The organism is Bradyrhizobium liaoningense (assembly GCF_018130825.1).
Taxonomy (GTDB): domain Bacteria; phylum Pseudomonadota; class Alphaproteobacteria; order Rhizobiales; family Xanthobacteraceae; genus Bradyrhizobium; species Bradyrhizobium liaoningense_B.
This window is the reverse complement of the sequence record NZ_JAFCJS010000005.1, coordinates 287,581-301,804: the sequence shown is the minus strand read 5'-3', so window position 1 is coordinate 301,804 and position 14,224 is coordinate 287,581. Positions and strand designations below refer to the sequence as shown.

At 65.7% G+C, this 14,224-nt stretch carries 11 protein-coding genes; 4 read left to right on the top strand and 7 right to left on the bottom strand.

What is annotated here, in order from left to right; all coding sequences use genetic code 11:
* Positions 1-53 precede the first annotated feature (53 nt).
* Positions 54-1,472: a hypothetical protein gene (locus tag JQ603_RS23240; RefSeq protein WP_212342886.1), complete on the top strand. Its 1,419-nt coding sequence runs from the start codon at positions 54-56 to the stop codon at positions 1,470-1,472.
* Between the two features lie 23 nt (positions 1,473-1,495).
* Here JQ603_RS23240 and JQ603_RS23235 read toward each other — a convergent pair whose 3' ends face one another.
* Both JQ603_RS23235 and JQ603_RS23230 read right to left on the bottom strand, forming a co-directional pair.
* Positions 1,496-2,368 (bottom strand): SDR family NAD(P)-dependent oxidoreductase, encoded by an 873-nt coding sequence (locus JQ603_RS23235; protein WP_349630756.1) that lies wholly within the window; start codon positions 2,366-2,368, stop codon positions 1,496-1,498.
* Positions 2,369-2,641: 273 nt separating this feature from the next.
* The gene (locus tag JQ603_RS23230; RefSeq protein ID WP_212342885.1) at positions 2,642-3,001 is read right to left on the bottom strand and encodes a hypothetical protein; all 360 of its coding nucleotides are present in this window, start codon (positions 2,999-3,001) and stop codon (positions 2,642-2,644) included.
* A gap of 292 nt (positions 3,002-3,293) precedes the next feature.
* Between JQ603_RS23230 and JQ603_RS23225 the strand changes: the two genes are divergently transcribed.
* On the top strand, positions 3,294-4,982 hold the full coding sequence (locus tag JQ603_RS23225; protein ID WP_212342883.1) for a Na/Pi cotransporter family protein: 1,689 nt from the start codon (positions 3,294-3,296) through the stop codon (positions 4,980-4,982).
* Positions 4,983-5,147: 165 nt separating this feature from the next.
* Here JQ603_RS23225 and JQ603_RS23220 read toward each other — a convergent pair whose 3' ends face one another.
* Positions 5,148-5,588, bottom strand: coding sequence for an RbsD/FucU family protein (locus tag JQ603_RS23220; RefSeq protein WP_212342881.1), 441 nt, complete (start codon positions 5,586-5,588; stop codon positions 5,148-5,150).
* 186 nt (positions 5,589-5,774) lie between these two features.
* Here JQ603_RS23220 and JQ603_RS23215 point away from each other — a divergent pair, with 186 nt between their 5' ends.
* Entirely contained in the window at positions 5,775-7,571 is a 1,797-nt protein-coding gene (locus JQ603_RS23215) for a caspase family protein (protein ID WP_212342879.1), read from the top strand.
* Positions 7,572-7,807: 236 nt separating this feature from the next.
* On the opposite strand, the gene JQ603_RS23210 is transcribed toward JQ603_RS23215, so the two are convergent.
* The 4 genes from JQ603_RS23210 to thiD all read right to left on the bottom strand — a co-directional run bounded on the left by JQ603_RS23210 (position 7,808) and on the right by thiD (position 11,938).
* Entirely contained in the window at positions 7,808-8,791 is a 984-nt protein-coding gene (locus JQ603_RS23210) for a threonine/serine dehydratase (RefSeq protein ID WP_212342877.1), read from the bottom strand.
* 64 nt (positions 8,792-8,855) lie between these two features.
* Positions 8,856-9,914 carry a glycosyltransferase family 4 protein gene (locus JQ603_RS23205; protein WP_212342875.1) on the bottom strand — a complete coding sequence of 353 codons (1,059 nt, stop codon included), beginning with the start codon at positions 9,912-9,914 and terminating at the stop codon, positions 8,856-8,858.
* Between the two features lie 13 nt (positions 9,915-9,927).
* Positions 9,928-10,740: a UDP-2,3-diacylglucosamine diphosphatase gene (locus JQ603_RS23200; RefSeq protein WP_212342873.1), complete on the bottom strand. Its 813-nt coding sequence runs from the start codon at positions 10,738-10,740 to the stop codon at positions 9,928-9,930.
* 397 nt (positions 10,741-11,137) lie between these two features.
* Positions 11,138-11,938 (bottom strand): bifunctional hydroxymethylpyrimidine kinase/phosphomethylpyrimidine kinase, encoded by an 801-nt coding sequence (gene thiD, locus JQ603_RS23195; RefSeq protein WP_212342870.1) that lies wholly within the window; start codon positions 11,936-11,938, stop codon positions 11,138-11,140.
* A 278-nt stretch (positions 11,939-12,216) separates the two neighbouring features.
* Between thiD and JQ603_RS23190 the strand changes: the two genes are divergently transcribed.
* Entirely contained in the window at positions 12,217-14,193 is a 1,977-nt protein-coding gene (locus tag JQ603_RS23190) for an ATP-binding protein (protein WP_212342868.1), read from the top strand.
* The last annotated feature ends 31 nt before the right edge of the window (positions 14,194-14,224 follow it).

The window sequence follows — 14,224 nt, the reverse complement described above, 5'->3', positions numbered from 1 at the left end:
ATATCGTGGTGATCGTTACTGTAACGCGCACTGATTTGCGCGACGAGATTGTCATGGCCAACGAAGCATTCGCCCTTTCGCCCATGTCTGCCCGCGCGGCCGAGCCGAACGAGCAGGATTACGACGCGATCCGCGAAGCCTTCATGGAGACCGCGCGCGGCCGCTGGTTCCTCGGCGAATATGCCAAGCGCAACCGCAATGCGGATACCCGCATGGTGCTGGATGCGGTCGCGAAAATCGAAGAAACCCTTGCGGCACAGCGACAACCCGTCGTCGAGGACCGCCTGCCGGAGGCGCTGGTCGAGATCCGCCGCGCCATCCGCGAGGCCGAGACGATCGCGATCGCGGCGTTCGATCCCGCCGCGATCGAGGCAAGTCTCGCGCCGATCCCGCGCGGCGTGCGCATCATCAAGGAGATCTCCTGGCGCTGGCGCGAGATCGGCGCCGACGGGCGAATCTGCGACCTCATTGATTCGCAGCTCGCCTCGATCGAGGCCGCCTGCGGACAGATCTCGACCATCGACCCCCGCGTCGAGCTCAAGGCCGCATTCGATCTGCTCAGGGACCGGATCGAGCAGACCGAAGGCGGCGCAACGCCGCAGGCAGAGCATCCCTCGCCGGCTCCGGTGCAGGAGGCGCCCTCCGCGGTGGCGGAAGCTGCGCAGGTCGCACCCGCCGAGATGGCGAGCGAAGCTCCCGTGGCTTTTACGGAGACGCCGCAGGACATCACCGCGGCTCCCGAACCCGAAGCAGCGGTTGAGGAAGCCGGCAGCGCTGAAGCATTCGCGATGGCCGAGCAAGCCATGGATGCGACCGTCGCGCCGGAGGCCGCTGCCGACAGCGAGATCGCGCCCGACAACGCCGCGCTCGAAAACGCCGCGGTTGAAGACGTCGCTCTCGAAGAGCCGACCACAGAGCCCAGCGCGGCCGCCGAGGTCACCGACGCGCTTTCGCTCGATGCCGCCGCGGAAGCCGAGGACGAAGCCATCCTCGAGGCCATCGCGCTGGAGATGGCCGCGCCCGATCCGGAGTTCGACGAGATCATCGAGCCGGTCGAGATGGCCGTCGCGAGTCCGGAGCCGATGGCTGCTGAGGCCGCAGCTCCGATCGCCGCCGAGCTTCCCGAGCCGGTCGCACCACAGCCCGTCGCCACAGCGATCGCGGAAGAGCCCGCGGCCCATGCACCGATCGCGATGGACTCGCTCGCACGCCTCACCGACGCCATCGCGGAAGCTGCGGCCGAAGTGATGGAGCAGCAGGCCCCGGCAATGGCAGCCACGGCATCACTCGCCGCAGCACCGGCCGCAACGCTGCCGATGCCCTCGCCCATGCCTTCTCCGTCGCCCGAGCCCTCACTCGGCGCCACCATCCTCGCCAGCGGCATCCTGCAAAAGCCCCGCGCCCCCGCCAACGACCCGCTCGCGCCGATCCGCCGCATGACCCAGGCCGAAAAGATCGCGTTCTTCTCGTAAGGGGGCGGGCGCCCGCATTAGCCCTATTTGAAGAAAGCCTGGCCGGTCGAGGCATCGACGCCGCCGTCAACCGGCAGATTCACCCCGTTCACAAAGCTTGCATCCTCGCTCGCGAGGAATGCGATCACACTTGCGACTTCGTCGGCCCGCGCTGCACGTCCCATCGGAATGCGTTCGACCAGCCGCGTGAGCAGTTCGGGATAATTTTCGAACGCCGGAGTTGTCATGTCGGTGAGCGTGGTCGTCGGGCAGACTGCATTGATGCGCACCCCCTTTGCAGCGAACTCGATGGCCAGGCTGCGCGTGAGATTGCTGACGGCGCCTTTCGCTGCATTATAGAAACTCAGGCCCCGATCGCCACCGAGCCCGCACAGGGACGATACGTTCACGATCGTGCCGCGGCTATCGATCAGATGCACAAGCGTGGCCCGCGTCATGTTGAGGAGGCCGTCGACATTGACCGCGAAAACATCGCGCCAATGTTGGATCGGCATATCGAGGAAATCCCCGATTCCTCCCTTCCCCGCATTGTTGACGAGGATGTCGATCCGGCCGAAGCGCCGCACCACGTCGGCGACCAGGCTCTCGACATCGGCGGCGACCGAGACGTCGCCGGGCCGGATCAAGCAACGGTCCGCACCGAGCTCGGCGGCGACTTCGGCGAGCTTGAACTCCCGGCGCCCGTTCAGCACGACGACGGCCCCTTCGGCGTGGAAGCGCCTCGCGGTGGCCGCACCAATGCCGCTGCCGGCCCCCGTGACGATGACGATCTTGTCCTTGAACCGAGACAGCATGCCGGCAACTCCATCCGAAACCCGAGGTGCCGGTGAGTTAGTGCACGCAGACGACAGCTGCGTTTCAGCTGGGCTCAATTTGGTTACGGTTGAAACCGCCACGCGATGCTTTTCGTGTGGACCGCGTCAAGCGATGCTCCCTCCACATCGTCATTGCGAGCGCAGCGAAGCAATCCAGAATCCCTCCGCGGACAGACTCTGGATTGCCTCGTCGCTTCGCTGCGCTCGCAATGACGACAGTACCAATTCCGGCATCCTGAGGTGCGAGGCGCACGATGCGCAGCATCGTGCGGGGAGCCTCGAAGGATGAACCGTTCAATGCCGCAATCGTCGGATTGATCGAGGTGATCAGGCGTTTCCCCTAGCCGCTCGCGCTCACCCGCAATTCCACACCGCCCCGATCGGCGTCCGCGTCCAGCACGGACCAAAGCTGCCGCCGTTGTAGCGGCCGCCGCCGAAGCCGGGCCGGCCGAAATAGTGCCACTCGCCGTCCCAGCGGTAATACTGCGGAACCGGGTCGATGTACCAATGGCGGCGTTCACTGCGCGCGAGGCGCCGCATGGCGTCCTTCTGCTTGTAGAGCGGAATGCTGTTGCTCAGCGGCTGACGATAGCCGGGCAGGAATCCGTAGCCCTTCCAGACCGGCTTGGGGCGCTTTTGCACGGGCTCAGCGGTCGCGACAGCGGGCAGCAGAGACAGGATGACAGCAACGAATAGACACACAAGACGAGACATGGATCGACCATAGACAATCAAATGCAGGCAGGCCACTCAAATTCGAGTGCGAGGCTTTTCGCCGCCTCGGTCAATATCCCGCACACGCAGCCATGCCGGCTTTCGCGGAATCGTTGTGCGTTGGCTCGCGGCGATCGGGTGGCTGACCGATCTGATGACGTCCCCCGGCTGATCACGCCCATCCGAAACGCGGGAAGCCCGACCATCGTGCAATAATTGACCCGACCCATCAGCACTCGGTTGCTGTACTGTCTGCTTCACTATTCGTGGTGCCCTGTCGGAAGGAGCACACATGTCCACGGCGATTTCGACGCTCGGCGGGGTAGGTCTCTTCCTGCTCGGCATGACCGTGATGACGGAGGGCCTGAAGACGCTGGCCGGCTCTGCGCTACGCACGGTGCTCGGCAAGGCTGCGTCGACGCCGCTGCTTGGCTCGTTTTGGGGGGCCGTGGTCACGCTGCTGGTGCAGTCCTCCAGCGCAACGACCATGACGACGATCGGTCTCGTCAGCGCCGGCCTCTTGACCTTCCAGCAGGGGTTGAGCCTCGTCTTCGGCGCGAATATCGGCACCACCGGGACCGGCTGGCTGGTCGCGCTGATCGGCGTCCGCGTCTCGCTCACGGCCGCGGCGCTGCCGATGATCTTCGTCGGCGCGTTGACCAAGCTTCTCGGCAAAGGACGAATCTCCGGGGTCGGCGCCGCGCTCGCCGGCTTCGGACTTGTGCTGTTCGGCTTGACAACCCTGCAGCAGGGCATGGGCGGCCTGGCTGAACGATTGCACCCGGCGGACCTGCCCGCAGTCCTCGGCAGTTCCGGGGTCTCATGGTGGTCAGGCCTGTTCGGCGTGCTGGCGCTGGTCGTGATCGGATTGGTCATGACCGCGCTGATGCAATCGTCGACGGCCGCGATCGCGGTGACCCTGTCCGCCTATTTCGCGGGCGCGATCGGGTTGGACCAGGCCTGCGCCCTGATCATCGGCCAGAACATCGGAACAGCGACGAGTTCCGCCCTAGCCGCGATCGGCGCGAGCCCGACCGCGAAGCGGCTGGCCATCGCCTATGTTCTTTTCAAGCTGATTGCCGCACTCATCGCTTTGGTGGCTTTTCCCATCGTAACGCCCATGCTGCTGCGCGCCTCTGACACGATCGACGGCGTCACGCTGCTCGCCGGCTACCACACGGCCTTCAACGTCGTCGGCGTCGCGGTCCTGCTGCCCCTGATCCACCCGTTCACGCGACTGGTCGAACGGATTCTGCCCGAGCGCGGCTCGCCGCTGACGCGATGTCTCGATCCTTCGTCGCTTGAGACCCCGATCGTGGCGGTGGAAGCGGTACGGCGCACGATCGCGCGCGTGCTCTTGACGGTGTGCAGTTCGGTCGAGGCGAAACTGGCCGGCCGCTCTGGATCGATACGCCTGGGGAAGGACCCTGTATCCGTAGAGGAAGCGGCCGATGCCGTGCGCCAGGCACAAATATTCCTGTCGGATGTAGCTGGACCGCCCGAGACCGACGACGAGCAACAGCGTCTGACGAGCACGCTGCACGCCCTCGACGACGCGTCCCGGCTGACGGACCTCGCAAGTGGAGGAGACAATTTCGCTTCGGTGGCAGGCGGACCGGAGGACATCCGCGCCGGAGAGCTATGTGCCGAAATCATGCGAAGCGCGGCTGCGATTGCGCGCGGCGTGGCGGCGCCGCCCCGCGTCGACGGATCGCCGCACGCCGTACCCGCCTCACGTGCCGGCGACGCCATGGCCGGTCCGCGCGCCGACCCGCCAGACGAGGCGATCGCCGAGCTCGAGCGTTGTACGACACAGCTCGCTGAAATGCTGCGCACCCATCGCAGTGCGACGCTCGGTGCGGTGGCCAATGGAACCCTGACCGCCGACGCCGCTCTGCTTCGTGTCGAGGCGGTGCGAAACCTCGAAGCCCTGTCGCAGCACGCCTGGCGCTCGGCGACTCATCTGGTGGGGCGGGGCTAAAGCGCGATGAGATTTGGATGGATCGTCATCGCGCTTTGAGTTGTTGCTTGCGCATGATCTTTCCGGAAAACCGCTTCGCACTTTTCCGGATCATGCTTTAGCGCGGAGATATGTTCAAACAGCAGCCTGAAGCGCGATGACCGTTCGCCCCAATCTCATCACGATTCAGATCACACCCTTGCGGATCAGGAAGCAGCCATAGCCCCTGCTGTCCCCCACCTGCACCACGCCGAAGCCCGCTGCCGCCGCGCGATAAAAATCCGGACGCGAGAGCTTGCCGGGAGTGACAGTGCGGCCAACAGCGCGCTCGATCTCCGCGAGCACGGCGCGCTGCACCTCGGGCACGCGATCGGGATCGTCGACCGGCATCATCACGCGCACCGGATCAGGATCGAAATCGTCGAGCGGATAGACCGACATGATGGCGCGGATGGCGGTCTCCATGCTCATGCCCGGCAGCTGGATCAGGCGCTGCGACGTCGTGCTCCGGGCGATACGGGTCGCGGGATGATTGGCATCGACGAAAACCAGGTCGTCGCCGTGCCCCATCGAGGCGAGCAGCCAGAGCAGATCGGGCGTGAGGATCGGATCGATCGATTTCAGCATGTGACGGCACATCCCCCGGAGCATGTTCTTCGCCGCAGAACCGGCCATTCACCATAGCAGGTTCCAAGCGTGATTCAGATCACGCAGCCTACCATGGTGACAGGGATCACGGACCCCGAACTCGAACGCGGCCAGTCTGCCTCGCAACCAATCTCGCATCGAGATCAGTGCCGAAAGGAGCACGCCATGTTCCGCCTAAGACCTTTCCTGATGACGGCCAGCCTCGTGGGAAGCCTGTTCGGCTTTGCCTGCGGCCCTGTGTCCGCGCAAGTCGCCCCGGTCCAGCCGGCGCCAACCGCCCTGCAAGGGCCGGAGCAGCGCGTGGCGCTGGTGATCGGCAACTCGAACTACCAGAACGCGCCGCAGCTCGCCAATCCCGACAATGACGCCCAATCGATGGCGCAGTTCCTGAACTCCGCCGGCTTCGAGGTGGTCTCGGCAACCGACCTCGGCCAGAACGACATGCTCCGCGTGGTGCAGGACTTCTCCGCAAAAGTGTCCGCGCGCGGTCCGAACACGGTGGCGATGGTCTACTACGCCGGTCACGGCGTGCAGCTCGCCGGCGAGAACTATCTCGTTCCGGTCGATGCGAGGGTGTCCAGCCCCACCGAGCTCGTCAACAATTCGGTGCGCCTCGTCGACGTGATGTCGACGCTGGAGACGATCCCGAGCCGCATGCGCATCGTCATCCTCGATGCCTGCCGCAACAACCCCTTCCCGTCCGTCAACGACGCCGGCCGCGGCCTTGCCATCGTCGATGCGCCGAACGGCTCGATCGTCGGCTATTCGACCGCGCCGGGCGCCGAGGCACAGGACGGCACCGGCGGCCACAGCCCCTACACGCAGGCCTTCCTGAACGTCGCGCGCGAGCCCAACGTGCCGATCGAGCAGCTGTTCAAGCGCGTGCGTCTCCAGGTGAACCAGACTACCAGCGGCGCACAGATTCCGTGGGAGAGCTCCTCGCTCACGTCCGACTTCACCTTCTTCGGCGACACCGCGGTGGCCGCCAACCGCGCGCCGGTGAATGCGCCCGTGGTGCAGATGGCTTCCAATTTGCCGAGCCGCTCGACGCGTCAGGCCTATGACTACGTCGTGTCCGAGGGACGGCCGGAGTACTATCAGGAGTTCATCCGGATGTATCCGCACGACCCGCTGTGCGACCACATCCGCTGGCTGCTCTCGAACCTCTTGATCTCGCAGGCCTGGCATAAGGCCGTGCTCGCGAATTCGCCGCTCGGCTACCAGACCTTCTACGACAGCTACGGCACCAGCCCCTATGCCGTGTCCGCACTGAAGCTCGCAGCCCAGCCCAAGCTGATCCCCCTGATGCAGCCGACCAAGTTCCTGGCGCCGCAGAACATTGCCCCGGTCTTCAAGATGGGCAATCTCGGCCAGCCCAAATACATGCCGCTGATGCAGGGCAATGGTGGTGCACAGGTCAATGGCAACCTGCCCGTCGTGCAGAAGCCGGTCGACGGCAACGTCATCGGCAAGCTCGGCAACGGCGGCCAGGTCGGGGGCCTGCCGGCCGGCAACAACCAGCCGAACGGCACGCCGTCGCAGACCCCGGGCAAGATCGTCACCCTGCCTGCGCCCACCAACACGACCAACACTGGCGGCACCGGCAAGATCGTGACGCTGCCCGTGACCAACACCAAGCCGAACGCCGGCAACGCAAACGGCAATCCGGGCAAGATCGTGAGCATGCCGGTGAATGTCGGCAAGGGTGGCACGACTGTCGACGTGAAGCCTGTTCAGACGCAGAACAACCCGATCCGCGTCAACAACGGCAACACCGGCATCGTGAAGCTCAACAACAATCCGGTGAACAAGGTGCAGGTCCAGAACAACCCGCAGACCAACCGTCCGCAGCTCAACACGACGCCGAACCGCATGGTCAACAGCAACAACAACTTCCGCCAGTCGATGAACCAGGCCCCGAGCATGGGCGGCGGCAACAACCACCGCGGCTTCATGCACTGATCGCGGCGAGCGAAACGACAAAGGGGCAGAGCGGAAACGCTCTGCCCCTTCTTCATGTCTGGGAATAGACATGGGCCTGTGCGCACGCCTCGTCCTTCGAGACGACCGCTTCGCGGTCTCCTCGGGATGAGGCTAATGAGCATCGGTGCCGGTTGAACTGTTGCCACACACTCCGTCCTCATCCTGAGGAGCCCGCAAAGCGGGCGTCTCGAAGGATGGCGGCAGGGAAACCGCTCTCAGGCCACCAGCTCGGCGAACAGATCAGCGTCAACATTGCCGCCTGACAGCACGATGACCACGTTCTTGCCGGCAACGTCGAGGCGTCCCGCAAGCAGCGCGGCAAGGCCGACGGCACCGCCCGGCTCGACCACCAGCTTCAGCTCGCGATAGGCGAACGCCACGGCCGCGCCGACTTCCTTGTCCGACGCGGTGACACCGCGCGCGAGCAGCTTGCTGTTGATCGCAAAGGTCATCTCGCCAGGCATCAGCGCCATCAGCGCATCGCAGATGGTCCGGCCTGCCGGCGGATGCGGCTCGCGATGGCCGGCGGTCAGGGAGATGCCGTGATCGTCGAACGCCTCGGGCTCGGCCACCACGATCTCGGCTTGCGGATAGCGCGCCTTCACGGCCGTCGCGACGCCCGCGATCAGGCCGCCGCCGGAGGCCGGCGCCACCACGATGTCGGGGCTGAGGCCGAGCGTTGCCATGTCCTCCGCGATCTCGCGGCCGGCGGTGCCCTGCCCTGCGATCACGAAGGGATCGTCATAGGGTTTGACAAGCGTCGCGCCGCGCTTCTCCGCGATGCCGCGCGAGATCGCCTCGCGGTCGTCGTTGTAGCGATCATACAGCACCACTTCGGCACCGTAGGACTTGGTGCGCTCGCGCTTGGACAGCGGCGCGTCCGCGGGCATCACGATGGTCGCCTGCATGTCGAGGATCTTTGCGGCGGCCGCCACGCCCTGGGCATGGTTGCCGGAGGAGAACGCGACCACGCCGCCGGCGCGCTTGTCCTGCGGGATCGAGAACACCTTGTTGAAGGCGCCGCGGAACTTGAAGGAGCCGGTGCGCTGGAGCATCTCCGGCTTCAGGAACACTTTGGCACCGACACGCTCGTTGAGCACGGGAAAGGACAACAGCGGGGTGCGGATGGCGTAGGGCGCGATCACGCGCGCTGCGGCATCGATGTCGGCGGGGCCGACCGGAAGGAGCTGTTCGGTCATGGCGGAATGTTATCGCGGCCAGTGAGGCCCGGGCAAGACACCTCCGCGCGATGCGTCCTGGTTTTCAGGCTACGAAACTAACCGGCTCCGCCCCATTCCTGCCCGATATCACCGCCCCGACCGCCTGGATGCTGTCGATGAAGACCCGCGCCGAGGCCTCCCAGGTGTAGTTGGCGGCGAATTCGACGCAATCCTGCCGGGAGACACCGAGCGCGGCGAAGCAGGCACTGCGCAGATCGTGATCGAGAGCGCCGACCGGTGCATCGCCGATGACGTCGCGGGGACCCTTCACGGGGAAGGCCGCGACCGGCAGGCCGCTCGCCAGCGCCTCCAGCAGGACCAGGCCAAACGTGTCGGTCTTGCTGGGGAACACGAACACGTCGGCCGCGGCATAGATTTCCGCCAGCGCCTCGCCGTGCTTCTCACCGAGGAAGATCGCATCGGGATAGGCCTCTTCGAGCGCGGCGCGCGCCGGGCCGTCGCCGACGATGACCTTGGTGCCGGGCAAATCGAGGGCGAGGAAGGCCTCGAGATTCTTCTCCACCGCGACGCGGCCGACCGACAGGAACACCGGCGCCGGCAGGCAGAGGTCGACGGCGCGGGGGTGGAACAGGCCGGTGTCGACGCCGCGCGGCCACAGCACGACATTGTCGAAACCGCGCTCGGTCAGTTCGTGGGCGAGCGCCGGCGTCGCCGCCATGACGGCGCGGCTGGGCGCATGGAAACGGCGCAGCGCCCGCCAGATCAGCGAGCCCGGGACCGGCACGCGTGCGCGGACATATTCGGGAAAGCGGGTGTGGAAGCTGGTCGTGAACGGCAGCTTGCGCTGGCGGCAATAGCGGCGGACGATCAGGCCGATCGGCCCTTCGGTCGCGATGTGGATGCTGTCGGGGCGCGCCTCCTCGATCAGTCTCGCGATCCGCGCCGGCCGCGGCATCGCGAGGCGCACGTCGCGATAGCTCGGCATCGCGAAGGTGCGGAACGATTGCGGCGTCAGGAACGTGAACTCGACGCCAAGACCTTCAACGCTAAGCCCCTTGGCGGCATCAGCCAGCTTGGTCAGCGTCCGAACCACACCGTTGACTTGCGGGTGCCAGGCGTCGGTCGCGACCAGGATGCGCATCAAGTGGCCCTTGTTATGCAGCTCTGGCTGCGACCTGCGGGACTTCCGCCGGCTTCTGCAAATGATCCGCCCAAGTGATGATCTCGAAATGGCCGTCGTCATGCTCGACGAGGGCCGTGCAGCTCTCGACCCAGTCGCCGCAATTCATGTAGCGGATGCCGGCCTCGTCACGGATCACGGCATAGTGGATGTGGCCGCAGATCACGCCGTCGGCGTCGTGGCGCCGCGCCTCGGCGGCGAGCGCCTGCTCGAACGCGCCGATATAATTGACCGCGTTCTTGACCTTCTGCTTGGCCCATTGCGACAGCGACCAATAGGGCACGCCGAACATGCGGCGGAAGAAGTTGACGAAGCGATTCATCTGGATCGCGAAGTCGTAGGCCTTGTCGCCGAGATGGGCGAGCCAGCGCGCGTTCTGCACCACGAGGTCGAAGATGTCGCCGTGGATGACGAGATAGCGCTTGCCGTCCACGCCGGTGTGGACGGTGTTCTCGACCACGTCGATGCCGCCGAAATGCGTGCCGTAATAGTTGCGCAGGAACTCGTCGTGATTGCCGGGGATGTAGACGATCTTGGCGCCCTTGCGCGCCTTGCGCAAAAGCTTCTGGACGAGGTCGTTATGCGATTGCGGCCAGTGCCAGCTCGATTTCAGCGCCCAGCCGTCGACGATGTCGCCGACGAGGTAGATCGTGTCGGCATCATGGTAACGCAGGAAGTCGAGCAGAAGGTCGGCTTGAGAACCGCGGGCTCCGAGATGAACGTCGGAGATGAACAACGTGCGAAAGCGCCGCTCCGGGCTCTCGTCACTCACATCGTAACTTCCCATGCGCCAGCCTGTAACAATGTCCCGTGACAGGGGGATGACCGATTGAACCCTTGAGGCACCTTCAAATACGAATCACGCCTTGCCTCGCCCTCCCCGCGAATATCAGTCGCATGCGACAATCAGGCGACATGGCGCCGCAGCGGCGCCCGCAAGACTCCGGAACTGCAACGAGGATGATGAAATTTGGCTCGGTCGGCTCTTACCCTCCCCTGGAGGGGTCCGGGACGAGCGTAGCTCGCCCGTGGTCGATCGCGCGCAGCGCGAGCGGGGTGGGGTGATCTCTCCACGCGGGCACTGTTCGAGGTGGAGAGACCGTCACCCCACCCCGCTGCGCATTCCGCTTCGCTGCATGCGCAGCGACCCTCCCCCTCCAGGGGAGGGTAAGAGCGGGACGCCATCAGTAAAATTTGTGGAAATGATGGATCGGCCCATGGCCGTGGCCGACGCTGAAGCGGTCGGCGGCCGCGATCGCCGCGCTGATCCAGGCCTTGGCGTTGCGCACGGCGTTTTCAAGGTTCTCACCCTTGGCGAGCCCCGCGGCGACCGCCGAGGACAGTGAGCAGCCGGTGCCATGGGTGTTGCGGGTTGCAACGCGCGGCGCGGCGAGCGCGGTCGTGTGTCCGGAGGTGACGAGATAGTCGATGCTCTCGGCGCCATCGCCGTGCCCGCCCTTGATCAGGACCGCGCTGCAGCCGAGCGCCAGCAGCCGGCGCCCCTGGGCTTCGATCTCGGCCTCGCTCGCCGCAATGTGCTCGCCGAGCAGAGCCGCGGCCTCCGGCAGGTTCGGCGTGATCACCGAGGCCAGCGGCAGCAGTCTCGTGTGCAAGGCGTCAACGGCTTCGGACGCCAGCAGGCGGTCGCCCGACGTCGCCACCATCACGGGATCGAGCACGATGTGGCGCGGCTTCCAGCGCGACAGCGCGGCCGCGATCGCATCGATGCTGTCGGCCTGGCCGACCATGCCGATCTTCACTGCGCCGATGTCGAGATCGGAGAAGACCGCATCGATCTGCGCGGTGACGAACTCGGCCGGCACGGCGTGAATGCCGGTGACGCCGCGCGTGTTCTGCGCCGTCAGCGCCGCGATCACGGAGGCGCCGTAGACGCCGAACGCCGCAAAGGTCTTCAGATCGGCCTGGATGCCGGCGCCGCCGCTGGAATCCGAGCCGGCAATGGTGAGAGCGACCGGGGTCGTCATCGCCGGGTACATTCGTTTGAGAGGGACACCGCCATGCCCTGTCCTAGCGCGCCACCGATGGGCCAGCAAGCCGGGCCGTGGGATGGGGCCAGCGAATCAAGCACAGAGCGACCTCGACCGGACCGCGTGTCTTCCCGCAACCGTGCACATTCCGCCAACATAGGACCTCGGCATGGCCTTGGCATCGATTCCGATGAATGAGAGGTTGGCCCGTGGATTCGTCCACAACGCCATGTTGCGGGCCAGCCCCGGCGCGCAATCCTCTCGGGAACCCAATCATGTGGGCCTATTTCGAACGTCTCCTCGACTCCTCGATGTTCTCCCCGCACGGCATCTGCCTGCTCTGGGAACCCGAATTGATATGGCTGCACGCGGTCTCGGACGCCAGCATTGCGCTGGCGTATTTCTCGATCCCGTTCGCGCTTGCGATCCTCGTCACCAAACGGCGCGACCTCAAGTTCGGATGGGTGTTCTGGGCGTTCGCCGTCTTCATCATGGCCTGCGGCCTGACACATGTGCTGTCGATCTACACGCTCTGGGTGCCGGTCTACGGCATCGAGGGCATCGTCAAGGCGCTCACCGCCGTGGCGTCGGTCGTCACCGCGGGCGCGCTCTGGCCGCTGCTGCCGAAGATCCTGAGCATCCCCTCGCCGTTCGAGCTCCGGCAGGTCCAGGCCGCGCTCGAGGAGCAGGAAACCAAGAACCGGGATGCGGCGCAGCTGCTCGGCCAGGTCAGTGAAACCCAGCGCGCGCTGCGCGAGAGCATGACGCGCCTCACCGCCGTGGTCGAGACCGCGGTTGACGGCGTCATCCTGTTCGACGCGCAAGCCTGCATTCTCCTGTTCAATCCCGCCTGCGAACGCTTGTTCGGCTATCGCGCCGACGAAGTCATGAATCGCGACATCGGCATGCTGATGTCCAAGGAGAGGCCCTCATCCCCCGCTCACGCGCAGCGTTTCGCAACCGGGGAAGCGGTCGGCGTGCGCAAGGACGGATCGAGCTTTCCGATGAATCTGTCGGTCGGCCAGGCGTGGCAGGACGGCGAGCTGATCTATGTCGCCATCGTCCACGACCTGACCAGGCGCAAGCTGACCGAGCAGCAGCTGCAGCAGGCGCAGAAGATGGAGACGGTCGGCCAGCTCTCCGGCGGCATCGCCCACGACTTCAACAACCTGCTCACCGTCATCATCGGCAATGCGGAATATCTCAGCGAGCAGCTCCGCGAGCGTCCCGACCTCCGTCGCTTCGCCGACGACATCTGCCAGTCGGGCGAGCGCGGCGCTGAGCTGACGCAGCGACTGCTGGCGTTCAGCCGGCGCCAATTGCTGCAGCCCCGTGCGATCGAGTGCCGCGAGCTCCTGACCTCCATGCACAAGCTGCTCAAGCGCACCTTGCGCGAGAACATCGAGATCAGCACGGCGTTCGGCGCCGGCTCCATCCTGGCCTTCGCCGACCGCGCCCAGCTCGAATCCGCCGTGCTCAATCTCGCGCTGAACGCGCAGGATGCCATGCCGTCGGGCGGGCATCTCACCCTCAGCACCGAGCTCACGGCGATCGACGAACACTATCGCATGCAGCATCCGGAAGTGGCATCCGGCAGCTACGCCCTGATCGCGGTCACCGATGACGGCGAAGGCATGGCCCCTGACGTCATCGAGCGCGCCTTCGAGCCGTTCTTCACCACCAAGGAGGTCGGCAAGGGGTCCGGCCTCGGGCTGAGCATGGTCTACGGCTTCGCCAAGCAGTCGGGCGGACATGTCTCGATCTACAGCGAGCCCGGCCTCGGCACGACCGTCCGCATCTACCTGCCGCATGCCGGCGGCGAGCAATCGCTCGCCGACATCGCGGCGCGCAAGGAAGCCGCGCCCCGCGGCCACGAGACGATCCTGATCGCCGAGGACGATCCGTTCGTCCGCTCCTCCGTCACGCTGCGCGTGGAGGCGCTTGGATATCGCGTGATCTCGGCCGTCAACGGCAAGGAGGCGCTGCAGCTGCTTCGCACCAACCCGGCCATCGACCTCCTGTTCACCGACATCGTGATGCCCGGCGGCATGAGCGGCTGGGAGCTCGCCGACCAAGCCCGGCGCATCCGCCCCGGCCTGCCGGTCCTGTTCTCGTCCGGCTACGCCCTGGAGACCCTGGTCGAGCAAGGCCGCGCGCACGCCCAGTCGATCGTCCTGACCAAGCCCTATCGCAATGCCGAGCTGGCCCGCCGGCTCAGGGAAGCGTTCGCCGCCGCGCCCCTGCCTTCCTAGAGGCGCCCCCCGGCAACCGCAAGGCGGCAAG

Bases quoted from the DNA above. Each gene is read 5' to 3' on its own strand.
- JQ603_RS23240 (WP_212342886.1), top strand. From the start codon at position 54: ATGGCCAACGAAGCATTCGCCCTTTCGCCCATGTCTGCCCGCGCGGCC.
- JQ603_RS23230 (WP_212342885.1), bottom strand. From the start codon at position 3,001: ATGTCTCGTCTTGTGTGTCTATTCGTTGCTGTCATCCTGTCTCTGCTG.
- JQ603_RS23225 (WP_212342883.1), top strand. From the start codon at position 3,294: ATGTCCACGGCGATTTCGACGCTCGGCGGGGTAGGTCTCTTCCTGCTC.
- JQ603_RS23220 (WP_212342881.1), bottom strand. From the start codon at position 5,588: ATGCTGAAATCGATCGATCCGATCCTCACGCCCGATCTGCTCTGGCTG.
- JQ603_RS23215 (WP_212342879.1), top strand. From the start codon at position 5,775: ATGTTCCGCCTAAGACCTTTCCTGATGACGGCCAGCCTCGTGGGAAGC.
- JQ603_RS23210 (WP_212342877.1), bottom strand. From the start codon at position 8,791: ATGACCGAACAGCTCCTTCCGGTCGGCCCCGCCGACATCGATGCCGCA.
- JQ603_RS23205 (WP_212342875.1), bottom strand. From the start codon at position 9,914: ATGCGCATCCTGGTCGCGACCGACGCCTGGCACCCGCAAGTCAACGGT.
- JQ603_RS23200 (WP_212342873.1), bottom strand. From the start codon at position 10,740: ATGGGAAGTTACGATGTGAGTGACGAGAGCCCGGAGCGGCGCTTTCGC.
- thiD (WP_212342870.1), bottom strand. From the start codon at position 11,938: ATGACGACCCCGGTCGCTCTCACCATTGCCGGCTCGGATTCCAGCGGC.
- JQ603_RS23190 (WP_212342868.1), top strand. From the start codon at position 12,217: ATGTGGGCCTATTTCGAACGTCTCCTCGACTCCTCGATGTTCTCCCCG.